Annotated in this window: 24 protein-coding genes; 20 read left to right on the top strand and 4 right to left on the bottom strand. The window is 70.3% G+C overall.

What is annotated here, in order from left to right:
• Positions 1-158: 158 nt before the first annotated feature.
• The 5 genes from rho (at position 159) to FB391_RS04625 (ending at position 7,839) form a co-directional block, all read left to right on the top strand.
• Positions 159-2,243 (top strand): transcription termination factor Rho, encoded by a 2,085-nt coding sequence (rho, locus tag FB391_RS04605; RefSeq protein ID WP_185842940.1) that lies wholly within the window; start codon positions 159-161, stop codon positions 2,241-2,243.
• Between the two features lie 3 nt (positions 2,244-2,246).
• On the top strand, positions 2,247-3,326 hold the full coding sequence (gene prfA / locus FB391_RS04610) for a peptide chain release factor 1 (protein ID WP_141893074.1): 1,080 nt from the start codon (positions 2,247-2,249) through the stop codon (positions 3,324-3,326).
• Positions 3,327-3,481: 155 nt separating this feature from the next.
• Positions 3,482-4,438: a hypothetical protein gene (locus FB391_RS04615; protein ID WP_141893075.1), complete on the top strand. Its 957-nt coding sequence runs from the start codon at positions 3,482-3,484 to the stop codon at positions 4,436-4,438.
• A gap of 137 nt (positions 4,439-4,575) precedes the next feature.
• Positions 4,576-4,974 carry a phage holin family protein gene (locus FB391_RS04620; protein ID WP_141893076.1) on the top strand — a complete coding sequence of 133 codons (399 nt, stop codon included), beginning with the start codon at positions 4,576-4,578 and terminating at the stop codon, positions 4,972-4,974.
• A 60-nt stretch (positions 4,975-5,034) separates the two neighbouring features.
• Positions 5,035-7,839 (top strand): ATP-binding protein, encoded by a 2,805-nt coding sequence (locus tag FB391_RS04625; protein WP_141893077.1) that lies wholly within the window; start codon positions 5,035-5,037, stop codon positions 7,837-7,839.
• Between the two features lie 31 nt (positions 7,840-7,870).
• On the opposite strand, the gene epsC is transcribed toward FB391_RS04625, so the two are convergent.
• The 3 genes from epsC to cysK (FB391_RS04640) form a co-directional block, all read right to left on the bottom strand.
• The gene (gene epsC / locus FB391_RS04630; RefSeq protein ID WP_185842982.1) at positions 7,871-8,440 is read right to left on the bottom strand and encodes a serine O-acetyltransferase EpsC; all 570 of its coding nucleotides are present in this window, start codon (positions 8,438-8,440) and stop codon (positions 7,871-7,873) included.
• A gap of 11 nt (positions 8,441-8,451) precedes the next feature.
• Positions 8,452-9,405 (bottom strand): cysteine synthase A, encoded by a 954-nt coding sequence (gene cysK, locus FB391_RS04635; protein WP_141893079.1) that lies wholly within the window; start codon positions 9,403-9,405, stop codon positions 8,452-8,454.
• Between the two features lie 96 nt (positions 9,406-9,501).
• The gene (cysK, locus tag FB391_RS04640; protein ID WP_141893080.1) at positions 9,502-10,440 is read right to left on the bottom strand and encodes a cysteine synthase A; all 939 of its coding nucleotides are present in this window, start codon (positions 10,438-10,440) and stop codon (positions 9,502-9,504) included.
• A 103-nt stretch (positions 10,441-10,543) separates the two neighbouring features.
• Between cysK (FB391_RS04640) and prmC the strand changes: the two genes are divergently transcribed.
• The 13 genes from prmC to FB391_RS04705 all read left to right on the top strand — a co-directional run bounded on the left by prmC (position 10,544) and on the right by FB391_RS04705 (position 21,787).
• On the top strand, positions 10,544-11,422 hold the full coding sequence (gene prmC / locus FB391_RS04645; RefSeq protein WP_141893081.1) for a peptide chain release factor N(5)-glutamine methyltransferase: 879 nt from the start codon (positions 10,544-10,546) through the stop codon (positions 11,420-11,422).
• Between the two features lie 57 nt (positions 11,423-11,479).
• On the top strand, positions 11,480-12,205 hold the full coding sequence (locus FB391_RS04650) for an L-threonylcarbamoyladenylate synthase (RefSeq protein ID WP_141893082.1): 726 nt from the start codon (positions 11,480-11,482) through the stop codon (positions 12,203-12,205).
• Positions 12,202-13,392 carry an MraY family glycosyltransferase gene (locus tag FB391_RS04655; RefSeq protein WP_141893083.1) on the top strand — a complete coding sequence of 397 codons (1,191 nt, stop codon included), beginning with the start codon at positions 12,202-12,204 and terminating at the stop codon, positions 13,390-13,392. Before FB391_RS04650 ends, FB391_RS04655 begins: the two co-directional genes overlap by 4 nt.
• The gene (locus tag FB391_RS04660) at positions 13,389-13,874 is read left to right on the top strand and encodes a Cg1360 family ATP-synthase-associated protein (RefSeq protein ID WP_141893084.1); all 486 of its coding nucleotides are present in this window, start codon (positions 13,389-13,391) and stop codon (positions 13,872-13,874) included. The genes FB391_RS04655 and FB391_RS04660 overlap by 4 nt, the downstream gene beginning before the upstream one ends.
• Before the next feature lie 189 nt (positions 13,875-14,063).
• Positions 14,064-14,876, top strand: coding sequence for a F0F1 ATP synthase subunit A (atpB, locus tag FB391_RS04665; protein ID WP_484210337.1), 813 nt, complete (start codon positions 14,064-14,066; stop codon positions 14,874-14,876).
• 45 nt (positions 14,877-14,921) lie between these two features.
• A complete protein-coding gene (gene atpE / locus FB391_RS04670) occupies positions 14,922-15,158 on the top strand; it encodes an ATP synthase F0 subunit C (protein WP_141893086.1) in 237 nt (78 codons plus the stop codon).
• Between the two features lie 28 nt (positions 15,159-15,186).
• A complete protein-coding gene (locus tag FB391_RS04675; RefSeq protein ID WP_141893087.1) occupies positions 15,187-15,741 on the top strand; it encodes a F0F1 ATP synthase subunit B in 555 nt (184 codons plus the stop codon).
• Positions 15,741-16,532, top strand: coding sequence for a F0F1 ATP synthase subunit delta (locus FB391_RS04680; RefSeq protein WP_141893088.1), 792 nt, complete (start codon positions 15,741-15,743; stop codon positions 16,530-16,532). Before FB391_RS04675 ends, FB391_RS04680 begins: the two co-directional genes overlap by 1 nt.
• Positions 16,533-16,593: 61 nt before the next feature.
• Positions 16,594-18,231 (top strand): F0F1 ATP synthase subunit alpha, encoded by a 1,638-nt coding sequence (gene atpA / locus FB391_RS04685; protein WP_141893089.1) that lies wholly within the window; start codon positions 16,594-16,596, stop codon positions 18,229-18,231.
• A 20-nt stretch (positions 18,232-18,251) separates the two neighbouring features.
• Positions 18,252-19,148, top strand: coding sequence for a F0F1 ATP synthase subunit gamma (locus tag FB391_RS04690; protein ID WP_141893090.1), 897 nt, complete (start codon positions 18,252-18,254; stop codon positions 19,146-19,148).
• A gap of 28 nt (positions 19,149-19,176) precedes the next feature.
• Complete coding sequence (gene atpD, locus FB391_RS04695) at positions 19,177-20,637, top strand: F0F1 ATP synthase subunit beta (RefSeq protein ID WP_141893091.1); 1,461 nt, start codon at positions 19,177-19,179, stop codon at positions 20,635-20,637.
• Position 20,638: 1 nt separating this feature from the next.
• Entirely contained in the window at positions 20,639-20,899 is a 261-nt protein-coding gene (locus FB391_RS04700) for a F0F1 ATP synthase subunit epsilon (protein WP_141893092.1), read from the top strand.
• A gap of 138 nt (positions 20,900-21,037) precedes the next feature.
• Entirely contained in the window at positions 21,038-21,787 is a 750-nt protein-coding gene (locus tag FB391_RS04705) for a YaaA family protein (protein WP_141893093.1), read from the top strand.
• Positions 21,788-21,793: 6 nt separating this feature from the next.
• Here FB391_RS04705 and FB391_RS04710 read toward each other — a convergent pair whose 3' ends face one another.
• Complete coding sequence (locus FB391_RS04710; RefSeq protein WP_141893094.1) at positions 21,794-22,288, bottom strand: DUF4282 domain-containing protein; 495 nt, start codon at positions 22,286-22,288, stop codon at positions 21,794-21,796.
• Between the two features lie 176 nt (positions 22,289-22,464).
• On the opposite strand from FB391_RS04710, the gene FB391_RS19615 reads away from it, so the two are divergent.
• Together FB391_RS19615 and FB391_RS04715 are read left to right on the top strand one after the other, a co-directional pair.
• Entirely contained in the window at positions 22,465-23,283 is an 819-nt protein-coding gene (locus tag FB391_RS19615; protein WP_185842941.1) for a DUF5684 domain-containing protein, read from the top strand.
• Positions 23,284-23,388: 105 nt separating this feature from the next.
• Positions 23,389-24,372 carry an aldo/keto reductase gene (locus FB391_RS04715; protein ID WP_141893095.1) on the top strand — a complete coding sequence of 328 codons (984 nt, stop codon included), beginning with the start codon at positions 23,389-23,391 and terminating at the stop codon, positions 24,370-24,372.
• Positions 24,373-24,413 lie beyond the last annotated feature (41 nt).

Raw genomic sequence — 24,413 nt, forward strand, 5'->3', positions numbered from 1 at the left:
GAAACCACCGCACGGCATTCTGACCTGCCGACGTCCGCTGAGACCCCTCGCGGTTCCTCACCCGTCGGCCGGGACTGAGTCCTGCCGAATGGCCGGACAGCTGCATCTGCAGCGCCGTGTGATCGTGCACAACCGTTCGTAATCACAAGGGAGAACTCGTGGAGTCCATCTCCGAGATCCACACCGACGCTTCGGCCGACGAGCGCGCCGAGGCGCCCGAGGGCGCCGAGAGCGTCGACACCGCGGGCGACCTGGTCACCCAGGCCGAAGCCGCAGACGTCGTCGCCGAGGCGGCCGTCGTCGAGGCCGAGGTCGCTGAGGTCGTCGCCGAAGAGGCGGTGGCCGAAGCCGTCGCCGAGCCGTCGCCCGAGGCCGAGGCGGCCGCTGACGAAGCGGTGGCCGAGGCGGTCGTCGCCGAGGCCGTGGCCGAAGAAGCCGTCGTCGAGGCCGTCGAGGCCGAGGTCGCCGCAGGGGCTGCCGAGGTCGTCGAGCCTCCGGTCGAGGCAGCGCCGCCGGTCAAGGCGCCGCGCAAGCGTGCGCCGCGTCGCGCGAAGAGCACCGCGGCCGAGGCCGCGCCGGCCGAGGCCGCGCCGGCCGAGGAGGCACCCGCCGCGGAAGCTGCGCCCGCCGCGGAGGCTGCGCCGGCCGAGGCTGAGACGCGCGCCGAGGCCGAGACGCCTGCCGAGTCCGAGACGCCCGCCGAGGCCGAGACCCCCGCCGACGCACCGGCCGAGGGCGACGCCCCGGCCGAGGGCGAGACCCCTGAGGCGCCCGCCGCCGAGGGCGAGGGCGAGACCCCCTCGCGCAGCCGCAGCCGCAGCCGCAGCCGCAGCCGCAACCGCAACCAGAACGCGCAGAACGGTCAGGCGCAGAACGGCCAGGCCCAGAATGCGCCGGCCGAGGCGCCCGCGGCTCCTGCCGAGCCGGCCAAGGCCGATGCCGCAGACGAGCAGCAGGGCCAGGGCAACGGCCGTGGTCGCCAGCGCAACAAGCGCCGTGGCACGCAGGCGGTCGGCGACGAGTTCGAGACCGAGATCGGCGAGGACGACGTCCTCATCCCGATCGCCGGCATCCTCGACGTGCTCGACAACTACGCGTTCGTCCGCACGTCCGGCTACCTGCCCGGCCCGAGCGACGTCTACGTGTCGCTGGGTCAGGTCAAGAAGTACAACCTGCGCAAGGGCGACGCCGTCGTCGGCGCGATCAAGCAGCCGCGCGAGGGCGAGCAGTCCAGCCGCCAGAAGTACAACGCGCTGGTCAAGGTCGACGCCGTCAACGGCCTGTCGGTCGACGACGCGGCGACCCGGGTCGAGTTCGGCAAGCTCACGCCCCTCTACCCGCAGGAGCGCCTGCGCCTCGAGACGGCGCCCGAGAAGCTGACGCAGCGCATCATCGACCTCGTCGCGCCCATCGGCAAGGGCCAGCGCGGCCTCATCGTCGCGCCCCCCAAGGCCGGCAAGACCATCGTGCTGCAGCAGATCGCGAACGCCATCGCGATCAACAACCCCGAGGTGCACCTCATGGTCGTGCTCGTCGACGAGCGCCCCGAAGAGGTCACCGACATGCAGCGCACGGTGAAGGGCGAGGTCATCGCCTCGACCTTCGACCGTCCCGCCGAGGACCACACCACGGTCGCCGAGCTCGCGATCGAGCGTGCCAAGCGCCTCGTCGAGCTGGGTCGCGACGTCGTCGTGCTGCTGGACTCGATCACGCGCCTCGGCCGTGCGTACAACATCTCGGCGCCGACCTCGGGCCGCGTGCTCACCGGTGGCGTCGACGCGTCCGCGCTGTACCCGCCCAAGCGCTTCTTCGGCGCCGCGCGCAACATCGAGAACGGCGGATCGCTCACGATCCTGGCCACCGCGCTCGTCGAGACCGGCTCCAAGATGGACGACGTGATCTTCGAGGAGTTCAAGGGCACCGGCAACAGCGAGCTGCGCCTGAACCGCCAGCTCGCCGACAAGCGCATCTTCCCGGCGGTCGACGTCAACGCGTCGAGCACGCGTCGCGAAGAGATGCTGCTGTCGCCCGACGAGGTCAAGATCACCTGGAAGCTCCGGCGCGCGCTGGCGGGTCTCGACCCGCAGCAGGCCCTCGAGGTCGTGCTCGGCAAGCTCAAGGAGACCCAGTCGAACGTCGAGTTCCTGGTGCAGATGCAGGCCGTGCAGATGAAGTCGATCCCGGGGGCCGGCAACGGTCACGGCGGTGGCCACAGCCACGCGCACGACAACAGCATCCGCTGATCCGTGTTCGAGTCCGTACGCGGCCTGATCGACGAGCACCGCGCGGTCCAGGAGGAGCTCTCGGACCCCGCGGTGCACGCCGACGCGGCGCGCGCGAAGCGCGTCAACCGGCGGTACGCCGAGCTGTCGCGCATCGTGAAGGCCCATGAGGACTGGGTGGCGGCATCCGACGATCTGGATGCCGCCCGCGAACTCGCCCGCGAGGACGACGCCTTCGCCGACGAGATCCCGGCCCTCGAGGCCGGGCTCGCCGAGGCGCAGGAGAAGTTGCGGCGCCTCTTGATCCCGCGCGATCCGGACGACGCGCGCGACGTGATCATGGAGATCAAGCAGGGCGAGGGCGGCGCCGAGTCGGCGCTGTTCGCCGCCGACCTGCTGCGCATGTACCTGCAGTACGCGGCGTCGAAGGGCTGGAAGACCGAGCTGCTCGAGCGCAACGAGTCCGACCTGGGCGGCTATAAGGACGTCCAGGTCGCGATCAAGGGCTCGTCGTCGGATCCGGCGCAGGGCGTGTGGGCGCATCTGAAGTACGAGGGCGGCGTCCACCGCGTGCAGCGCGTGCCGGCGACCGAGTCGCAGGGGCGCATCCACACGTCGACGACCGGTGTGCTGGTGTTCCCCGAGGTCGACGAGCCCGAAGAGATCCACATCGATCCGAACGACCTCAAGATCGACGTCTTCCGGTCCTCCGGTCCGGGAGGGCAGTCCGTCAACACGACGGACTCGGCAGTGCGCATCACGCACGTGCCGACCGGGATCGTGGTGTCGATGCAGAACGAGAAGTCGCAGCTGCAGAACCGCGAGGCCGGCATGCGGGTGCTGCGCGCCCGCCTGCTCGCCAAGCAGCAGGAGGAGCTGGATGCCGCGGCCTCCGATGCCCGGCGGTCGCAGATCCGCGGCATGGACCGCTCCGAGCGCATCCGCACGTACAACTTCCCGGAGAACCGCATCGCGGATCACCGCACCGGCTACAAGGCGTACAACCTCGATCAGGTGATGGACGGCGCCCTGGAGCCGATCATCGAGTCGGCCATCCAGGCCGATGAAGAGGCGCGCCTGGCCGCCCTCGGCTCCGAAGCCTGACTCCAGCCCCGGCCGCTGCCGTCGCCCTCCCCACCTCGTGACTTGGCGTATATGTACGCGACACGCCAGCGTGTCGCGTACATATACGCCAAGTCACCGTCGGGGCTGTGGAGGGAACGGCGGGCGCCCTCCGTGGTTGTGCGAACCTCGGGTGCATGGGCGACTACTTCGATCCTGAGCCCGCCTTCACCACCGGCGGTGCACGGCGGGCGGGTTTCACGCGCCGCGACATCGATGCCGACTTCCTGGACCGGCCCTTCCACGGCCTGCGGTCCGCTGATGCGGGCGTTCCCGCTGACGACGTCGCCCGCGGCGAGCAGCAGCTCTCGGCGATCAGCCGCAAGGCGCTGCAGTTCCACGCCTACATGGCGTCTCACGAGTTCTTCTCGCACACCACGGCCGCGGTGCTGTGGGGGATCTCGCTGCCCCTGCTTCACGACGAGGCGATCCACGTGTCGGTGTGCCCGCCCCATCGGGCACCTCGCGGCGCGGGCGTGCACGGGCATCAGCTGGCGACGCGAGGTGTGACGATCACGACCCGCGACGAGCAGGATCTCCGCATGACATCGGCCGCGGTGACGTGGGCCCTGCTCGGGGCCGTGCTGCGGCATCCCTACGATCTCGTCGCTGCGGCGGATTCGGTCATCCGCGTCGACCGCGTGCCCGGGCCCAAGGGCCGGGTCATCGCGCCGGCGCTCGGGACGGTGGCCGAGATGGCTTCGGCACTCCTGCCGAAGCGGCGTGGCGTCGTCGCTCAACGGGTGGCCTTGACCCGCACCCGAGCCGGCGCGGCTTCACGACCCGAGACGTGGACGCGCTTGACGATCGTGGATGCCGGCTTGCCAGAGCCCGAGACCGACGTCGACGTCTACGACGACTCGGGCGAATTCATCGGCTGCGTCGACCTCGCCTACCGCCGGCTGAAGATCGCCTTCGAGTACGAGGGCGACCACCACCGCACCGAGAAGGATCAGTGGTACCGCGACCTCTCGAAGCACGAGGCGCTGGCCCGCTCGGGCTGGAGAGTGGTCAGGGTCACGGCACGGATGGTCTTCGTCGAGCCTCACATCCTCATCGGCCTGGCACGCCAAGCGCTCCGCGAGCGAGCTTGATCCACCCGTGCACGCCGTCGGCGGCAACCTGCGTTCCCCCGTGACTTGGCGTATATGTACGACACGCCAGGCGTGTCGCGTGCATATACGCCAAGTCAACCCCGGGGGAGAGGATGCCGCGGCACTAGGCTTCGACCGTGCTCACGTTCCTCATCCGTGCCCTGATCTTCCTCGTGTCGGCGGCGCTCGGGCTCATCGCGGCCGATCTGCTCCTGCCGGGGTTCTCCCTGCACTGGAACGACTGGTGGGGGATCGTGCTGGCGGTCGTGATCTTCGCCGTGCTGCAGAGCATCCTCGCGCCCTGGCTGCTGAAGATCACCCGCCGGCACGCGAACGCGCTCATCGGCGGCATCGGACTGCTCTCGACATTCGTGGCGCTGCTCATCGCGGTGCTGATCCCGGCCGCGGGCATCGGCATCGACGGCCCGGTCGCGTGGATCATCGGCACGCTCATCGTGTGGCTCGTCACGGCCCTCGCCACCTGGCTGCTGCCGCCGCTGTTCATCAAGAACCAGGCGCAGCAGCGGAGGAACTGAGCCGGAGATAGGGATTTCTCCCGATCCGGACGGGGCGCCTCAGCCGCGAGGCTGGGTGGAATGATGGACGGTATGCAGGTCGGCAGGGTTCCGCTGGTCGGGCGTCAGGCGGACCTCGACGCGCTGCGCGACGAGCTCGCCGCCGTCGGCGAAATCGGTCGCACGGTAGTGGTGTCGGGCGACGCCGGCATGGGCAAGACGCGCCTGCTGCGCGACTTCTCGGACGGGCTCGACGGCTGGATCGTGCTCCACGGCGCCTGCGTGGACTCCGGCTCGGGTCCTGCTCCGCTGACGGCGATCACCGACCTGGTACGGGGCCTCGTGGACGTCCTCGGCCCCGACGCGGTGCGCGCGGCCGCGGGACCCGGCGCCGATGCGCTCGGCGTGCTCGTGCCCTCGCTCGCCGACGCCCCCGGCGACGCTGAGCGCCTAGCCGATGTCGTGGTCGAGCTGGTGTCGGAGCTCGCGCGTTCGCACCGCCTGGTCGTCATCGTCGAAGATCTGCATTGGGCCGACGGCACCACGTGCGGGATCGTGTCGCGACTGGTGCGCCGCACCGCCGCGCTCCCGCTGTTCGTGCTGCTCACGTACCGCACCGACGACGTCGGGCGGCGGCATCCGCTTCGCCCCATCCTCGCCGAACTCGACCGGGCGCGGCTGTTCGTGCACCGGCCCCTCGTGCGCCTCAGTCCGGTCGAGGTGGGCGCTCTCGCGAACGCCGTGTCGGGACAGACGCTCTCGGCCGGCGTGCTGCACGACATCGCCGCGCGCAGCGAGGGCATCCCGTTCTACGTCGAAGAGCTCGCGAGCTTCTCGGACGAGCGGCTGCCGACGTCGCTGCGCGACGTGCTGCTGCTGCGCTACGAACGACTGGATGCCGACGCCCGCCGTTTCGCGCGGGTGCTGGCCACCGGCGGGGTCGAGGTCGGGCACCGTGTGGTGAGCACCGTGTTCGGCGGCGACGAGATCGCCCTCGAGACGGCGGTGCGCACCGCCGTGGACGCGCAGATCATCGTCATCCGTGAGGACGCGTACGCGTTCCGGCACGCCCTCATGCAAGAGGCGGTGTACGACGAGCTGCTGCCCACGGAGCGCACGCGCCTCCACACGGCCTATGCCGTGGCGCTCGAATCGGCGCCGGCGACCCCGCGTGTGCTGGCCGACATCGCGCACCACTGGCGCGCCGCACACGTGCCCGATCGTGCGCTGGCCGCCGCCGTCGTCGCGCAGCGCGCCGCGCACGGCGCGTCGGCGTGGACGACCGCCGCCGAGGCGGGGGAACGCGCACTGGAGCTGTGGGATGCCGTGCCCGATCCCGAAGGGGTGAGCGGGATGCCGCGGGCCGAGGTGCTCCGGCGCACCGCCGCCGCGCTCGTGTCGGCCAATCGCCTCGAGCGCGCCGCGGAGTTCGCACGCGAGGCGGTGGACACCTGGCCCGCCGACGATCCTGTCGGGCAGGCGGAGATGCTCGGCGAGCTGGCGACCACGGAATTCCAGTCTGGCGTGTCGGACGGCAGCGACAGCATCGAGCGCGCGCTGGCGCTGCTGGGCGAAGATCCACGCCACGACGTGCGGCGGGCGGGACTGCTCGTCACGTCGGCGCGGGTGCAGATGATGAGCGGCGACCAGCGGCTCGGGCGCAGCATCGCCCTGGTCGCGCAGGCGACCGCCGAGCCGGCGGCCGAGGCGGGCGACCCCGAGGCGCGGGAGCTCGTCGCCCACGCGATGCTCATCGCCGCGACCTGCGGCACGAGCGGCGGGGACGCCCGCGCCGTGGCGGATTTCGAGACCGCAAGGCCGTTCGCCGTCGGATTCGTCCGCGCGATGATGCGCTACTTCATCAACTACTCCAACTCGCTCATGCTGGTGGGGCGGTACGACGAGGCCGTCGCCGTCGCGCGGGAGGGCATGACCTACGCCCGTGAGCACCGCGCGGATCGCGGCGTGCTGGCGATGGTCGAGGCGAACACGATCGAGGCGCTCATGTACGCCGGCGACCTGCCCGCGGCCGCCGAGCTGGGCGCGGGACTGCTGCCGCTGATCGAGGCGAGCCTGTACTCCGCCTTCCTCCGCGAGCGGCAGGTGTGCCTCGCACTGTGGCGCGGTCGCGTCGACGAGGCGGAGGGCGCCCTCACCGCCGCCCGCGAGGAGCTGGACGCGTTCGGCGCGTACGAGTTCCAGACGCGCCTGGGGATGGCGTACGACCTCGGCCTGCTGGCGCTGGAGCGTGGCGACGCGCGCGCGGCGCTCGGCCACGCCGAGGCGGCGCTGCGATCCCAGGGGTCGGCCGCGCTGGCCCTGCCGCTGACGTCGGTGGCTGCACGGGCTACCGCGATGCTGCGGGAACAGGGTGAGGACGCCGACATCGAGCCTTACCGTGCCGTGGTCCAGACGTGGGCCGGCTGGCCGGTGACGCCGCTGTGGGCGACCGTGTTCGCCGCGGAGCTGGGGGAGGGCTCGTGGCAGCCCGCCGTCGACGCCGTCGGTCCGGCGTACGCCCGCGCCTATGCGCGCGTGCGGCACGGCGAGGAGCTGCTCGGGGCGGGCGATCGCGCAGCCGCGCGCGACGCCTTGACGTCGGCGATCGCCTACGCCACGCAGATCGGCGCCGAGGGACTCGTGCGGCGTGCCCGCGAGGTGCTGACGGATGCCGGTCTGGCGGAGTCGACGCCACGCTCGACGCTCACCGCCCGCGAGGAGCAGGTGCTGGAGCTCGTGTCCGAGGGACTGAGCAACGCGCAGATCGCGGAGCGCCTCTACATCAGCGCCAAGACCGTGTCGGTGCACGTCTCGGCGATCCTGCGCAAGCTGGACGCGCCGTCCCGCGCGGCCGCCGCGGCCATCCACCGTCGCAGCGCCGCCTGACGCGGTTCCGCTCCGACGAGGCGGGCGAGGATCAGATGAAGTACTCGGGCGTCGTCAGCAGAGCGCGGGTGTCTTCGCCGACGCGGCGGGCGCGCGGCTTGGCGGGGACGCCGACCAGCACGCTGTCGGGGGGAGCATCCTTCGTGACGACCGCGTTCGCGCCGATGACGGACCCCTCGCCGACGGTGATCGGGCCGAGCACCTTCGCGCCGGCGCCGATGGCCACGCCGTCCTCGATCGTGGGGTGGCGCTTGCCGCCCTCGCGCTGACGACCGCCGAGGGTGACGCCGTGGTAGAGCATGACGTCGTCGCCGACCTCGGCGGTCTCGCCGATCACGACGCCCATGCCGTGGTCGATGAAGAAGCGGCGGCCGATCGTGGCGCCGGGGTGGATCTCGATGCCCGTGAGCCAGCGCGTGATCTGCGATCCGGCGCGGGCGACGAAACGGAGGTCGCGCACCCACAGCGCGTGCCACACGCGGTGCGCCCAGATGGCGTGAAGGCCGGGGTACAGCACGGCGATCTCGATGCCCGAGCGCGCTGCCGGGTCGCGCAGCTTGGCCGCGGCGACGTCTTCGCGGACGCGGGCGAAGAACCCGATGCGCTCGTCGGTCACTTCGCACCCTCTTCGGCCTCGCGCAGGTGGGCGTACAGCGCCGTGGACAGGTACCGCTCGCCCGAGTCGGGCACGATGACGACGATGCGCTTGCCCGCCGATTCCGGCCTCGCGGCGATCTCCAGCGCGGCCGACACCGCGGCGCCCGCCGACATGCCGGCGAGGATGCCCTCGCGGGTGGCCAGCTCGCGTGCGACGCGGATCGCGTCGTCGAACTCGGCGTCGAAGACCTCGTCCACCACCGAGCGGTCGAGCACGTCGGGCACGAAGTTCGGGCCGATGCCCTGGATGCGGTGGCCGCCCGCGTGCCCCTCCGTGAGCACGGGGGAGTCCTTCGGCTCGACGAGCACGATCTTCACGTCGGGGTTGCGCTGCTTGAGCACCTGGCCGACGCCCGTGATCGTGCCGCCGGTGCCCGATCCCGCGACGAACACGTCCAGGTGTCCGTCGGTGTCGCGCCAGATCTCCTCTGCGGTGGTGCGGCGGTGGATGGCGGCGTTGGCCTCGTGCTCGAACTGACGGGCGAGCACGGCACCCGGACGCTCGGCGGCGATGCGCTGCGCGGTCTCGACGGCCTCGGTCATGCCCTTGTACGGATCGGTGAGCACCAGCTCGGCGCCGTACGCCTTCAGCAGGGTGCGACGCTCTTTCGACATCGAGGCCGGCATCGTGAGGACGACCTTGTAACCGCGCGCGGCGCCGATGAGGGCCAGCGCGATGCCGGTGTTGCCGCTCGTGGACTCGACGATCGTGCCGCCGGGCTGCAGCTCGCCGGACTGCTCGGCCGCCTCGATCAGCGCGTAGCCGAGGCGGTCCTTGACGGAGGAGCCGGGGTTGTAGAACTCCAGCTTGACGAGGACCTCGGCGTCGAGACCCTCGGTGAGTGCGTTGAGCCGTACCAGCGGCGTCTCGCCGAACGCGGTGGTGATGTCGGGATGGATGCCGGGCACGGGTGCTCCAGGTGTGTCGAGGTGCGGCGGACAAGACGACGACGGCGCGACGGCGTCCGAACGAGTCGGATCACGGTCGCGCCGTCGTCGTGCGGGTCAATCTTCGCGCAGATCCTCGAAGAGCGCGGTCGACAGGTAGCGCTCGCCGGTGTCGGGGGTGACCACGACGATCTTCTTGCCGGCGTTCTCGGGGCGCTGGGCGACCTGGATCGCCGCCCACACCGCGGCGCCGCTGGAGATCCCGGCGAGGATGCCCTCCTTCGCGGCGAGGTCGCGGGACGTCGAGATGGCGTCGTCGAACTCGACCGTGACGACCTCGTCGAACACCTCGGTGTCGAGGATCGGCGGCACGAAGTTCGGGCCGATGCCCTGGATCTTGGCGGGGCCGGGCGTGCCGGTCGACAGCAGCGGAGAGGCCGTGGGCTCGACGGCGATGACCGTGACCTCGGGCTTGCGCTCCTTGAGCACCTGTCCGACACCGGTGATAGTGCCGCCCGTGCCGACGCCGGCGACGAAGATGTCGACCTCGCCGTCGGTGTCGCGCCAGATCTCCTCGGCGGTGGTCTTGCGGTGGATCTCGCGGTTCGCCTGGTTCTCGAACTGCTTGGCGAGGATCGCGCCCGGCGTCTCGGCGGCGATGCGCTCGGCCTCGGCGACGGCGAGCTTCATGCCGCCGGCCGGGTCGGTGAGCACGAGCTCGGCGCCGAACCGCTTGAGCAGCTGGCGACGCTCGATCGACATCGAGGACGGCATCGTCAGGATGACCTTGTAGCCGCGGGCGGCGCCCACCAGGGCGAGCGCGATGCCGGTGTTGCCGCTGGTGCCCTCGACGATGGTGCCGCCGGGCTGCAGGGCGCCCGACGCCTCGGCGGCGTCGACGATCGCGATGCCCAGGCGGTCCTTCACGCTCGAACCCGGGTTGTAGTACTCGAGCTTGGCGTAGACCTCGGCGCCGGCGCCGTCCGTCACGCGGTTGAGGCGGACGAGCGGGGTGTTGCCGAAAGCAGCGGTGATATCGGAGTGGATGCCGGGCATGTCGGGCCTTTCGCAGGGTTCACGGCAGATCGGACCCAGCCTAGGACCAGGGGTCGGATGTGAGTCCTTCTATGACGGGTGCGCGAAATAGAGTGGGTCGGTCATGACTTCCGCCAGCCCCGCCATGCCTCTCGCCGAGGCGCTCCGCCTCGCCGTCGACCGTCTCGCCGCCGCGGGGGTGCCCGATCCGTCCGTCGACGCCGAGCTGCTCGTCGCCTTCGTCCTCGGCACCGGACGCGGCGGAGTGCAGGCGGCCGCGATCCGCGGCGATGCGCTGTCGCCCGACGACGCGGAACGCCTCGACGGGCTCGTCGCCCGTCGCGCGACGCGCGAACCCCTCCAGCACCTCACGGGCACGGCGCCGTTCCGGCACCTGGAGCTGCGGGTCGGTCCCGGCGTGTTCGTGCCCCGGCCCGAGACGGAGGTCGTCGCGCAGCTGGCGATCGACGCACTGCGGGCGGCGGCATCCCCCTCTCCGATCGCGGTGGACCTCGGCACCGGCTCCGGCGCGATCGCCCTCGCGATGGCCACCGAGGTGCCGCACGCCGAGGTGTACGCCGCCGAGAACTCGGTCGAGGCCTTCGTGTGGACGAAGGAGAACTTCGCGCACGTCGCAGCCGGCAACGCGCACCTGGCCTTCATCGACCTGGCGCACGCGTTCCCGGAGCTCGACGGCACCGTCTCGGTGGTGGCCTCGAATCCGCCGTACGTCCCGGATGCCGCGATCCCGCGCGACCCGGAGGTGCGGTTCTTCGACCCGCCGGCGGCGCTGTACGGCGGCGAGGACGGACTGGACGTGGTGCGGATCCTCAGCGGCGTTGGGCTGCGCCTGGCGCACCCCGGCGGCATGATCGTGCTCGAGCACGGCGAGTGGCAGGGCGAGGCCATCCGGGGCATCCTCGAAGCCGACGGATGGCGCGCCGCGGCGACCCACCCCGACCTCACGATGCGCGACCGGGCCACGACGGCGCTGCGCCCATGACCGGCCCCGGGAACGCGCCGGGTTCTCGGAGCGGGCGCGGCTAAACTATCCGGCGATATGTCCCCCATCTTCGACTGCCGTGATGAGGCGCAGCTGCTGAGCGGCATGCGTCAGGCGCGTCAGGCCATCGGCCGCGGCGAGCTCGTCGTCATCCCCACCGACACGGTGTACGGCGTCGCCGCCGACGCCTTCGACCACCAGGCGGTCGCGCGCCTCCTCGCCGCCAAGGGGCGCGGACGCCAGTCGCCGCCGCCCGTCCTGGTCGCCGGCGTCGCGACCCTGCGTGCGCTCGTGGCCGACGTGCCCGAGCCCATCGAGCGGCTCGTCGAGGAGTTCTGGCCCGGCGGGCTCACGATCGTCCTCCCCGCGCAGCCGTCGCTGTCGTGGGATCTCGGCGAGACCCGCGGCACCGTCGCCGTGCGCATGCCGGCGCACCGCATCGCCCTGGAGCTGCTCGAAGAGACGGGTCCGCTCGCGGTGTCCAGCGCGAACCTCACCGGGATGCCCGCCGGCATCACCGCCGAGGACTCCCGCGACATGCTCAAGGACTCCGTCGCCGTCTACCTGAGCGACGGGCCGTCGAAGGACGGCATCCCCTCGACGATCATCGACGCGACCCGGCTGATCGGCGCTGCCTCGGCGGCAGACGACACCGATGAGGATGCCGGGCCGCGCGTCACCGTGCTGCGCGAGGGCGCGGTCAGCCGCTCCCAGCTGCGCGGCGTGCTCGGCGATCTGCTCGAGCCCGACCCGGTCGCGCAGCCGGAGCCTGACGGCTCGTGAAGCAATACGTCTTCACGATCATCCTGACCGCCGCGGTCACGTTCATCCTGTCGTGGGCGGTGTGGCGGCTCAGCCTCAAGTACAAGCTGTACCCCGGCATCCGCGAGCGGGACGTCCACAAGACGCCGACGCCGCGCCTCGGCGGCATCGCGATGTTCCTGGGAGTGGTGGCCGCCTTCGCGATGTCGTCGCAGCATCCCTTCTTCGCGATCGTGTGGGCCCAGCCGCAGCAGATCTACGCGCTGCTGGGCGCCACGGCGCTGATCGTCGTGATCGGCGTCGCCGACGACCTGTGGGACCTCGACTGGATGATCAAGCTCGGCGCGCAGTTCCTGGCCGCCGGCGTCATCGCGTGGTTCGGCCAGCTGCAGATCTATTCGCTCCCGATCGGCGGGCTCGCGATCGGGTCGAGCTGGGTCAGCTTCACGCTGACGGTGTTCTCGATCGTCGTGGTCATGAACGCCGTCAACTTCATCGACGGTCTCGACGGGCTGGTGGCGGGTGTCTGCCTCATCGCCAACGGCGTGTTCTTCGCGTACTCGTACATGGTGGTGCGCGACACCGGAGCCAGCACGTTCTTCAACCTCGCATCGTTCATCGCCGCCGTCCTCATCGGCGCGTGCATCGGCTTCCTGCCGCTGAACTGGAGCCCCGCGAAGCTGTTCATGGGGGATGCCGGAGCCCTCATGCTGGGGCTGCTCATGGCCTGCTCCGCCATCGCGCTGACGGGCAACTTCACGCCCGCCATGGTGGGCGACAACGACGAGTTCGGGCGCTCGCAGCTCCTCGGCGCGTTCATCCCCATCCTGCTGCCGGTGGTCGTCGTGCTGCTGCCGCTGCTGGACTTCGGCCTCGCGGTCGTGCGCCGCATGAGCCGGGGCAAGTCGCCCTTCTCGCCGGACCGCAAGCACCTGCACCACCGCATGCTCGACATGGGGCACTCCGACCGCGACGCCGTGCTGATCTTCTACGCGTGGACGGCGCTCGTGAGCCTGTCGGTGCTGCTGATGTACATCGGCACGACGCTGGAGTGGCCCGGCGACTACCTGTTCGGCGTCGTCTACGGAGTGGTGGGCATCGCCGCCTGCCTCGCCGTGACCTTCACGCCCTCGCGACGGCGCCCTGCGGCTGCGGCCCCCGACCACCCGACCACGCCCGTTCCCGCGACCGAGGAGGCCGCCCGATGAGCGCCAGCCCTGTTTCCAGCACTCCGATCCTGCGCACCGTCCTGGTGTGGTCGGGCTCCGTCACGGCGGCGCTCGCCGTCGTCGGCGCCGTCGTCGGATACCTCGTCGCCGGGACCGACGGTCTGTGGAGCGCCCTGGCCGGCGTGGTGATCGCTGCCCTGTTCCTCGGGATCACGGCCGCCAGCATCCTCATCGCCAACCGGTGGTTCGGCGACGCGCTGTACGTGCCGATCTTCTTCGGGATCGTGCTCGGCGGATGGCTCCTCAAGTTCGTGGTGTTCCTCGTCGCGCTGTTCGTGCTGCGCGACCAGCCGTGGATCGAGACGTCCGTGTTCTTCGTGGCACTCGTCGTCAGCGTGCTGGCGTCGCTCGCGATCGACGTCATCGTGCTGCTGCGCATGCGGGTGCCGGTCGTCGACGTGGAGCTCCCGAGCGACCCGGATGCGGGGGACCGGACGGACGATTCGGGCGCGGCTTCTTGACGTCAGGCGGATGCAGGCGTAAAAGGGGCCGAACGGATTCAGCAGGCTCTCAAGTTTGATAGGCTGAACTCGCGCCCGCCCGCGTGCCGCTCACGTCCTGGGAATGGATGAAGAGTTGTGGCGGCGGAGTGACGCTCACCGACCATCGTCGCAACGGTTCTTACCGGTGCCCCGAAGCTGGAGCCAGCGCTGTCTATTCATGCTGCGACCCTGATCGCCCCCTTTGCCACGGATGAACCGCCCGTGTTCCACGGTCCGTCGATCGACGAGTTCTTCCCCGAGGTGCTGTTCAGCCTCGGTCCGATCCCGATCACGCGGATCCATCTGATCCAGTTCATCGCGACCCTCGCGGTCGTCCTGGTGTTCTGGCTCGGAACGCGACGCATGCGGGTCGTCCCGGGGCGTTTCCAGAGCCTCACCGAGATGGGGCTGGACTTCGTCCGGGTCAACATCGCCGAGGACCTGCTCGGCAAGAAGGACGGCGCGCGGTTCCTGCCGATCCTCACCACGATGTTCTTCATGATCCTGTTCATGAATCTGACGGGCATCATCCCGTTCCTGAACCTCGCGGGCACCGCCATCATCGCCGTGCCGCTGCTGCTGGCCGTCGTCAGCTACGTGACGTTCATCTACGCGGGCGTCAAGAAGAGCCCCAAGAACTTCTTCAAGAACTCGCTGTTCCCCTCGGGGGTCCCGCCGTTCCTCTACATCATCGTGACGCCGCTCGAGTTCATCTCGACGTTCATCATCCGGCCGATCACGCTGACCCTGCGACTCCTGATGAACATGATGGTCGGGCACCTGATGCTCGTCCTCTTCTTCTCGGCGACGCAGTTCTTCCTCTTCACGATGGGCGGCTGGTGGTCGGCGCTGGCCGCCGGCAGCCTGGCCTTCGGCCTCGCCTTCACCGTGTTCGAGATCCTGGTGGCCGTCCTCCAGGCCTACGTCTTCACCATCCTCACCGCGGTCTACATCCAGCTCGCGGTGGCAGAAGAGCACTGAGCGGGCGGGCTCTCGCCCTCCCACCCAACCGAAAGGAAACACCCCGTGGACGCAACTACGGTTCTCGCTGAAGTTCAGGGTTCGATCGCGACGGTCGGCTACGGCCTCGCTGCCATCGGCCCCGCCATCGGCGTCGGCATCGTCGTGGGCAAGACGATCGAGGGCGTCGCCCGTCAGCCCGAGCTGGCCGGTCGCCTGCAGGTCCTCATGTGGATCGGTATCGCCTTCACCGAGGCGCTCGCCTTCATCGGCATCGCGACCGCCTTCATCTTCGGCTACTGATCCGCCCAACCAGTCATAAGGAGACAGGATGCTGAACGCTCTTGTCACGTACGCCGCCGAGGAGGCAGAGGCTCACAACCCTCTGATCCCCGCGTGGTACGACATCATCTGGTCGGCGGTGTGCTTCGTCATCATCCTCTTCGTGTTCTGGAAGGTCGCCCTTCCCCGCATGAAGAAGATGCTCGACGAGCGCTCCGCGGCGATCGAGGGCAACATCGCCAAGGCCGACGAGGCCCAGCGCAAGGCCGAGGCCGCGCTCGAGGAGTACACCTCGCAGCTCGCCGAGGCCCGCAAGGAGGCCGGTGAGATCCGCGATGCCGCCCGTGAGGACGGCAAGAAGATCGTCGCCGAGGCGAAGGACACCGCTTCGGCGGAGGCCGCACGCCTGACCGCCACCGCGCACGCCCAGATCGAGGCCGAGCGCCAGACCGCGCTCGTGTCGCTGCGCAGCGAGGTGGGCACGCTCGCCCTCGACCTCGCGGGCGGCGTCATCGGCGAGACCCTCTCGGACGACGCGAAGGCGCAGGCCGTCGTCGACCGCTTCCTCGCCGAGCTCGAAGAGTCCGAAGGGGCCAAGGCGTAATGGGCAGCGCGACCACTCAGGCCCTCGCGGCGACGACCGCGGCGCTCGGCGCCGCGACCGGCGTCGACCTCGACGTCGCCCGCGAGCTCTTCGCCGCGGCACGCGCCGTGGGCGACTCGTCGCAGCTGAGCGGCGCGCTGGCCGACTCCGCCGCGCCGGCGGAGGCTCGCCGGCAGGTCGTCGCCGCCGTCTTCGGCGCTGCTGTGAAGCCCACGACGGCGTCGCTGCTGACGACCGCCGTCGCGCAGCGCTGGTCGACGCCCGACGACCTGGTCGACGCCATCGAAGAGCTGGCGGTGCGCGCGGCGGCCGTGGCCGACGCGGGCTCCGACGTCGAGGCCGAGCTCTTCGCCTTCTCGCGGACCGTCGCAGACAACCCCGAGCTCGAGCTCGCGCTGGGGAGCCGTCTGGGCGACTCCGCCGCGAAGGGCACGCTCGTCGAGTCGCTGCTGAAGGGCCGCGCGAGCGAGGGGACGACGCTGATCGCGGCGTCCCTCATCCGCCAGCCCCGCGAGCGCCGGGTTCGGCAGCTGCTGTCGCGCGCGACCAGGCTGGTCTCGGACCAGCGCGGCCGCGCCGTGGCGACCGTCGTGGCCGCGGCACCGCTGAGCGACGCGCAGCGCGACCGGCTCACCGCTGCGCTCACCAAGCGATACGGCACGCGGGTCTCGCTCAACACCATCGTCGACCCGACCGTCGTGGGGGGCCTTCGCGTCCAGATCGCCGACGACGTGATCGACGCGAGCGTCTCGTCGCGCCTGGCAGACCTCCGTCAGCGGCTCGCCGGCTGACACAGACTTCCCGCCACGCGCGGAGATTTCGGGGCCGAGGCCCCATGAACGAAGGAAAACAATGGCAGATCTCTCTATCAGCCCCGACGTCATCCGTGACGCGCTGAAGGACTTCGTCGCCGCCTACGAGCCCACGGGGGCTGCGGCCACCGAGGTCGGCACCGTCATCGACGCCGCGGACGGCATCGCGCACGTCGAGGGCCTGCCGGGTGTCATGGCGAACGAGCTCGTGACGTTCGAGGACGGCACGAGCGGGCTCGCGCTGAACCTCGACGAGCACGAGATCGGTGTGGTCGTCCTCGGCGACTTCGCCGGCATCGAGGCGGGTCAGACCGTCACCCGCACCGGCGAGGTGCTCTCGGTCGCCGTCGGCGACGGCTACCTCGGCCGCGTCGTCGACCCGCTGGGCAACCCGATCGACGGCCTCGGCGAGATCGCCACCGTCGGCCGCCGGGCCCTCGAGCTGCAGGCGCCCGGCGTCATGCAGCGCAAGTCGGTGCACGAGCCGCTGCAGACCGGCATCAAGGCCATCGACGCGATGATCCCGGTCGGCCGCGGCCAGCGTCAGCTGATCATCGGCGACCGCCAGACCGGCAAGACGGCCATCGCGATCGACACGATCATCAACCAGAAGGCCAACTGGGAGTCGGGCGACGTCAACAAGCAGGTCCGCTGCATCTACGTCGCGATCGGCCAGAAGGGCTCGACGATCGCAGCCGTGAAGGGCGCCCTCGAGGACGCCGGCGCGCTGGAGTACACCACCATCGTCGCGGCCCCGGCCTCCGACCCGGCCGGCTTCAAGTACCTCGCGCCCTACACCGGCTCGGCCATCGGCCAGCACTGGATGTATGAGGGCAAGCACGTCCTGGTGATCTTCGACGACCTGACCAAGCAGGCCGAGGCGTACCGCGCCGTGTCGCTGCTGCTGCGCCGCCCGCCGGGCCGCGAGGCGTACCCCGGCGACGTCTTCTACCTGCACTCGCGTCTGCTCGAGCGCTGCGCGAAGCTGTCGGACGAGCTGGGCGCCGGTTCGATGACGGGTCTGCCGATCATCGAGACCAAGGCCAACGACGTCTCGGCGTACATCCCGACCAACGTGATCTCGATCACCGACGGCCAGATCTTCCTGCAGTCCGACCTGTTCAACGCCAACCAGCGCCCCGCGGTCGACGTGGGCATCTCGGTCTCGCGAGTCGGCGGCGACGCACAGGTCAAGTCGATCAAGAAGGTCTCGGGAACGCTCAAGCTCGAGCTCGCCCAGTACCGTTCGCTCGAGGCCTTCGCGATGTTCGCGTCGGACCTCGACGCGGCCTCGCGTCGTCAGCTCGCCCGCGGTGCGCGTCTGACGGAGCTGCTCAAGCAGCCGCAGTACTCGCCGTACCCCGTCGAGGAGCAGGTCGTCTCGATCTGGGCCGGCACGAACGGCAAGCTGGACTCTATCGAGGTCGAGGACGTGCTGTCGTTCGAGCGCGAGCTGCTGGACTACCTGCGACGCAACACGACGATCCTCGACACGCTGCGCGACACGAACGTCCTCGACGACGACACCGTGGCCGAGCTCAGCAAGAAGACCGACGAGTTCATCCTCGAGTTCCAGGCCGGAAAGGGCCAGGCCATCGGCAAGCCGGGACACGAAGAGGTCGCGGCGGCCGAGGCTGAAGACGTGAACCAGGAGAAGATCGTCAAGGGCCGCCGCTAGGGCGGGCCTGGACTAGGACAATGGGCGCACAACTCCGGGTCTACAAGCAGAAGATCAGCACTGCTCAGACGACCAAGAAGATCACGAAGGCGATGGAACTCATCGCGGCTTCGCGCATCCAGAAGGCGATGGCGCGTGTGCGCGCGTCCTCGCCCTTCGCGCGTGCCGTGACGCGTGCCGTCTCCGCCGTGGCGACGCACTCCAACGTCGACCACCCGCTGACCGTCGAACGCGAGACGATCCGCCGCTCCGCCGTCGTGATCTTCTCCTCCGACCGCGGACTCGCGGGCGCGTTCAACTCGCAGGTCCTCCGTGAGGGGCTCGAGCTCGCGCAGCTGCTGCGCGAGCAGGGCAAGGAGCCGGTGTTCTACCTCATCGGCCGCAAGGCCGTCGGGTACTTCCAGTTCCGTCGCATGGACAGCGCGGGGGAGTGGACGGGCGACACCGACACGCCGCACTTCTCCACCGCGGAAGAGATCGCGGCGGCGCTCCTGGACGCCTACGACCGCGGCGGCGACAGCGGTGGCGTGGACGAGATCCACCTCGTCTACAACCGCTTCGTCAGCATGATGACGCAGACGCCCGAGACGGTGCGCATGCTCCCGCTCGAGGTGGTCGAGGCCGAAGAGTCCGCATCCGCGCAGGTGTACCCGCTTTACGAGTTCGAGCCGGACGCCGCGACGGTGCTGGACGCACTGCTGCCGGTGTACATCCAGAGCCGCGTCTTCAACGCGCTCCTGCAGTCGTCTGCTGCGAAGCACGCCGCGACGCAGAAGGCGATGAAGTCCGCCAGCGACAACGCCGACAAGCTCATCACCGACTACACGCGCCTGCGCAACAACGCGCGCCAGGCCGAGATCACGCAGCAGATCGCCGAGATCGTCGGTGGCGCCGACGCCCTGGCGTCGAGCAAGTGATTCAAGACCACACGAAAGAGAAGAAGCCATGAGCCTCACCGCTGAAGAGACAGGCGCCAAGACCGAGTCGACGGTTGTTGGCCGCGTCGCCCGCGTCACCGGCCCCGTCGTCGACATCGAGTTCCCGCACGACTCGATCCCCGACATCTACAACGCGCTCAAGACGACGATCACGATCGAGGGCGAGTCGACCGAGATCACGCTCGAGGTCGCACAGCACCTCGGCGACGACCTCGTGCGCGCCATCTCGCTGAAGCCCACCGACGGCATGGTCCGCGGCCAGGAGGTGCGCGACACCGGCGGCCCCATCACGGTGCCCGTCGGCGACGTCACCAAGGGCAAGGTCTTCAACGTCACGGGCGACGTGCTGAACGCCGAGCCGGGCGAGACCATCGAGATCACCGAGCGGTGGGGCATCCACCGCCAGGCGCCCTCGTTCGACCAGCTCGAGTCCAAGACCGAGATGTTCGAGACGGGCATCAAGTCGATCGACCTGCTCACCCCCTACGTGCAGGGTGGCAAGATCGGCCTCTTCGGCGGCGCGGGCGTCGGCAAGACCGTCCTCATCCAGGAGATGATCCAGCGCGTGGCGCAGGACCACGGTGGTGTCTCGGTGTTCGCCGGCGTCGGCGAGCGCACCCGTGAGGGCAACGACCTCATCGGCGAGATGGAGGAGGCGGGCGTCTTCGACAAGACCGCCCTCGTCTTCGGCCAGATGGACGAGCCGCCGGGGACGCGTCTGCGCGTCGCCCTGTCGGCGCTGACGATGGCGGAGTACTTCCGCGACGTGCAGAAGCAGGACGTGCTGCTGTTCATCGACAACATCTTCCGCTTCACGCAGGCCGGTTCCGAGGTCTCGACGCTGCTGGGCCGCATGCCCTCGGCCGTGGGCTACCAGCCGAACCTCGCCGACGAGATGGGTGTGCTCCAGGAGCGCATCACCTCGACGCGCGGTCACTCGATCACCTCGCTGCAGGCGATCTATGTCCCCGCCGACGACTACACCGACCCGGCGCCGGCGACCACGTTCGCGCACCTGGACGCCACCACGGAGCTCTCGCGCGAGATCGCGTCGAAGGGTCTGTACCCGGCCATCGACCCGCTGACCTCGACCAGCCGCATCCTGGACCCGCGCTACATCGGTGAGGACCACTACCGCGTGGCCACCGCCGTGAAGCAGATCCTCCAGAAGAACAAGGAACTGCAGGAGATCATCGCCATCCTCGGTGTCGACGAGCTCTCGGAAGAGGACAAGATCGTCGTCGCCCGCGCGCGCCGCATCCAGCAGTTCCTCTCGCAGAACACCTACATGGCGAAGAAGTTCACGGGTGTCGAGGGTTCGACGGTTCCGATCAAGGAGACCATCGAGTCGTTCGACGCGATCGTCAAGGGCGAGTTCGACCACGTCGCCGAGCAGGCGTTCTTCAACGTCGGCGGCATCTCGGACGTCGAAGAGGCATGGGCGCGCATCCAGAAGGAGAACGGCTGACATGCCGCTCAACGTCAGCCTCGTCTCCGCGGACGCGGAGGTCTGGTCGGGTGAGGCCTCGCTCGTGGTCGCCAAGACCGTCGAGGGCGAGATCGGCTTCATGAGCGGTCACGAGCCGGTGCTCGCGATCCTCGCCGAGGGTCAGGTGCGCATCACCGAGACCTCGGGAACCAAGATCGTCGCGAACGCGCAGGACGGCTTCCTCTCGATGGAGGGCGACGTGCTCACCATCGTGGCCGGCAACGCCGCACTGATCTCCTGACACCCGTACGTCGCTGAGACGCCCCGAGCCGTTCGTCGGCTCGGGGCGTCTCGTCTCTGCGTCTCGTCCTGGTCGGCGCGCTCCGCGCCGCGCCCGATGATCGCACTCCCCGCTCGCTCAAGATCTGGAAGGCCTGTCATGCTGATCCTGCTGCCGCCGTCGGAGACGAAACGACCGGGTGGGACGGGGCGTGCATTCGACGCCGCGGGCATCGCGCTGCCGGTGCTCGCACCGCAGCGCGCGGCCGTCATGGACGCGTTGATCGCGCTGTCGACCGACGAGGATGCGGCCGCGCGCGTCCTCAAGCTCGGTCCGAAGCAGTGGGGCGAGGTCGCGGTGAACGCCGCGCTGCGGGCCGCGCCGACCATGCCGGCGGTGGACCGCTACACCGGCGTGCTCTATGACGCGCTGGGTGCGGCATCCCTCTCGTCCGCATCGCGACGATGGCTCGGCGGCCATGTCCTCATCCACTCGGCACCGTTCGGGCCCGTCGGCGCGCTCGACGGCATCCCCGCCTACCGCCTGGGCGCGGGCACGTCGCTGCCGGGCGTGCCGGCGCTGCGACGGCTGTGGGCCGACGCCGTCTCATCGGCGCTCGCGGAGCACCGGCCGCGGTTCGTGCTGGACCTGCGCTCCGAGGCGTACGTCGCCCTCGGGCCTCTCCCCGACGGCATCCCGGCGCGCTACGTCCGCGTCGTGAGCGAGGGGCCGGACGGGGCGGTGCGCGCCCTCAATCACTTCAACAAGCACGCCAAGGGCGCGCTCGTGCGCCTGCTCGCTCAGGAGCGGCCGCGGATCTCGTCCGCCGCGGGACTCGTGCGCTGGGCGGATGCCGCCGGCCTGCGCGTGCGCGAGTCCGGTGCCGGAGAGCTGGAGCTGCACGCCTGACGGGTGTCAGCGCTTGGTGTGCTGGGCCGTGCGCTCGGTGTTCTCGGCGATGGCGATGAGCGCGACGACGGCCTCGATGACGAACCTCAGCAGGATGACCGCGAGGAAGGTCAGCACCGGCACGACGATCACGGTCGCGATGAGGGCGCTGATGCCGGCTCCCGGGTTGAACCACAGCATCGAGATGCCGCTCAGGATGCCGCCCACGAGGTACACCACGAACCCGATGCCGATCGCGATCAGGCCGACGAGGTAGAACACGCTCGCCAGCCGACGCGTGATGAACGTGCGGAACGACAGGTCGAACAGCGCGGAGAAGAATCCCCTGCCGACGTCGGCGGCCTCGCCGCGGACCGGAGGGACGCCGGTGTCGTCCGGATCGACGGGTGCGGAAGCGCGTGCGGCAGCCGGCGCAGCAGCCGGTGCGCCTGCGGCGGCGGCAGCAGCGGACTGCTCGGGCAGCGGCGGGGGAGTGGCGGCGGACGGGGTCGGGTCGGTCATGGTGGCCCTTCGGTCGGAGAATTGTGCTCAGGCTATCCACCGGGGCGCGGAGGGGCTATCCCCCCATTGCGTCACGAATGCTGACAGGCAGCTGGGAGCGTCGCTAGCATGTGTCGAGCGGAGCAGCGGCTCCGCGGCGTGCCCCACACGCCATCCGTCTCTCCGGAGGTCGCACCATGGATTCGTACGACGACAGCGGGTACGGGAGCGTCTGGGCGTTCCTGATCCTCGCCCCGCTTTTCTTCCTGTTCGCGGTAGCCGCCTACATCATCGGCTCCTGGTTCCTCATGAAGATCTTCGAGAAGGCCGGCGTGCAGGGCAAGTGGCGCGCGTGGGTGCCGTTCTACAACACCCTGATCTTCGTCAAGCTCGGAGACCTCAACCCGTGGTGGCTGCTGATCCTCTGGGGCGGCACCGTCGTCCTCGGCTGGGTCCCCGTCCTCGGCTGGCTCATCGGGCTCGCGGCCTTCCTGTACTCGCTCGCGGCGGCGTGGCGCATCGGGCTGAAGCTGCAGAAGGAAGCCGTGTGGCTCATCCTGTACTTCTTCCTCGCCATCGTGTGGCTCGGCATCAACGCGTTCGATCGATCGCGGTGGAACACCGCGATCCCCGCGGCTCCGTGGGCCGGGAACTTCCTCGCCGACAAGACGGTCTGGGCAGGAGTCCCCAGCCAGGTGCCCTCCGGCGGCTACCCGGCAAACCCCGCCACCGCACCGGGCGCCGGCGGCTACCAGCCCCCCGCGGGGTACGCGGCTCCGCCCGCTCCGCCGGCCGGCTACACCGCGCCGCCCGCTCCGCCGGCGGGATACACCCCGCCGCCTGCTCCGCCCGCAGCGCCGACGACCCCGCCGCCCGCGGCCGCTCAGCCTCCGGTGACCCCGCCGACGGAACCGCAGACGCCGCCGGCCGCGCCGCAGACGCCGCCCTCGGCGCCTGAGCCGCCGACGACCGAGCCGCCCGCAGCCCCGGACGCCCCCGAGACGCCCAAGCAGTGACGTGACCGGCAGCCCCTCGCCTCCGGGCGGGGGGCTGTTCCGTTGCGCGGGACCCGCCGGCCGCCCGCGGCAGGGCCGGTGCGTTAGCGGGGATAACGTGGAGGCATGACCTCCACTGTTCCGCTGCGCCGTGTCGGCGCGTCCGGCCTGCTCGTGTCCGCCGTCGGCCTCGGCTGCAACAACTTCGGCCGCGAGGGCACCCGCACCGAGACCCTCGAAGGCACGCGTGCCGTGCTCGACGCCGCGATCGACGCGGGCGTCACGTTCCTCGACACCGCGGACATGTACGGCGGTCAGCCGGGGCTGTCCGAGACCCTCATGGGCGAGGCGCTGGAGGGCCGCCGCGATCAGGTGATCCTCGCGACGAAGTTCGGGCACCCCGGCCGCGACATGGGGTACCCGCCGTTGGGGGCGAAGGGCTCCCGGTCGTACATCCGGCGTGCGGTCGAGGCATCCCTCACCCGCCTGCGGACGGACTGGATCGATCTGTACCAGCTCCACGTGCCCGACAACGACACACCGATGGAAGAGACGCTCGACGCGCTCGGCGACCTCGTGCGCGAGGGCAAGGTGCGCTACATCGGCCACTCGAACTTCTCGGGCTGGCAGATCGCCGAGGCGCACTTCACGGCGCTGATGCGTCGCGGCGTGCCGTACATCTCGGCCCAGAACCAGTACAGCCTGCTCTCTCGCGGGTCCGAGCGGAACGTGCTGCGCGCCGTCGAACGGTACGGCCTCGGCTTCTTCCCGTACTTCCCGCTGCACAACGGCCTGCTGACCGGCAAGTTCACGCGCGACGACGCGCCCGCCGACTCGCGGATCATGCGCCAGCGCCAGAACCTCTACTACGAGGCGCCGTGGGACGCGCTCGAGCAGTACCAGACGTTCTGCGACGAGCGCGGCATCACGATGCTCCAGGCCACGTTCGGCTGGCTGCTGTCGCACCCCGCGCTGTCGAGCGTGATCGCCGGGGCGACGACCCCGGAGCAGGTGCGCGCCAACGCCGACGCGGCCACCGCGTGGACGCCGACAGAGGCCGAGCTGCAGCTGCTCGACGGGCTCTTCCCGCCGCCCGAAGCAGCCGCCTGACCCGCGTTCCCGGCGGCCGCGTCGCGGCCGCCGGGAACGTC

The organism is Microbacterium kyungheense (genome assembly GCF_006783905.1).
Classification (GTDB): Bacteria; Actinomycetota; Actinomycetes; order Actinomycetales; family Microbacteriaceae; genus Microbacterium; species Microbacterium kyungheense.

Coding starts and splice junctions, on each gene's coding strand:
- FB391_RS04660 (WP_141893084.1), top strand. CDS start 13,389: ATGAGCGCCAGCCCTGTTTCCAGCACTCCGATCCTGCGCACCGTCCTG.
- FB391_RS04680 (WP_141893088.1), top strand. CDS start 15,741: ATGGGCAGCGCGACCACTCAGGCCCTCGCGGCGACGACCGCGGCGCTC.
- cysK (WP_141893080.1), bottom strand. CDS start 10,440: ATGCCCGGCATCCACTCCGATATCACCGCTGCTTTCGGCAACACCCCG.
- FB391_RS19615 (WP_185842941.1), top strand. CDS start 22,465: ATGGATTCGTACGACGACAGCGGGTACGGGAGCGTCTGGGCGTTCCTG.
- FB391_RS04700 (WP_141893092.1), top strand. CDS start 20,639: ATGCCGCTCAACGTCAGCCTCGTCTCCGCGGACGCGGAGGTCTGGTCG.
- FB391_RS04690 (WP_141893090.1), top strand. CDS start 18,252: ATGGGCGCACAACTCCGGGTCTACAAGCAGAAGATCAGCACTGCTCAG.
- FB391_RS04615 (WP_141893075.1), top strand. CDS start 3,482: ATGGGCGACTACTTCGATCCTGAGCCCGCCTTCACCACCGGCGGTGCA.
- prmC (WP_141893081.1), top strand. CDS start 10,544: ATGACTTCCGCCAGCCCCGCCATGCCTCTCGCCGAGGCGCTCCGCCTC.
- atpA (WP_141893089.1), top strand. CDS start 16,594: ATGGCAGATCTCTCTATCAGCCCCGACGTCATCCGTGACGCGCTGAAG.
- atpD (WP_141893091.1), top strand. CDS start 19,177: ATGAGCCTCACCGCTGAAGAGACAGGCGCCAAGACCGAGTCGACGGTT.
- FB391_RS04715 (WP_141893095.1), top strand. CDS start 23,389: ATGACCTCCACTGTTCCGCTGCGCCGTGTCGGCGCGTCCGGCCTGCTC.
- FB391_RS04625 (WP_141893077.1), top strand. CDS start 5,035: ATGATGGACGGTATGCAGGTCGGCAGGGTTCCGCTGGTCGGGCGTCAG.
- FB391_RS04705 (WP_141893093.1), top strand. CDS start 21,038: ATGCTGATCCTGCTGCCGCCGTCGGAGACGAAACGACCGGGTGGGACG.
- FB391_RS04675 (WP_141893087.1), top strand. CDS start 15,187: ATGCTGAACGCTCTTGTCACGTACGCCGCCGAGGAGGCAGAGGCTCAC.
- FB391_RS04710 (WP_141893094.1), bottom strand. CDS start 22,288: ATGACCGACCCGACCCCGTCCGCCGCCACTCCCCCGCCGCTGCCCGAG.
- FB391_RS04650 (WP_141893082.1), top strand. CDS start 11,480: ATGTCCCCCATCTTCGACTGCCGTGATGAGGCGCAGCTGCTGAGCGGC.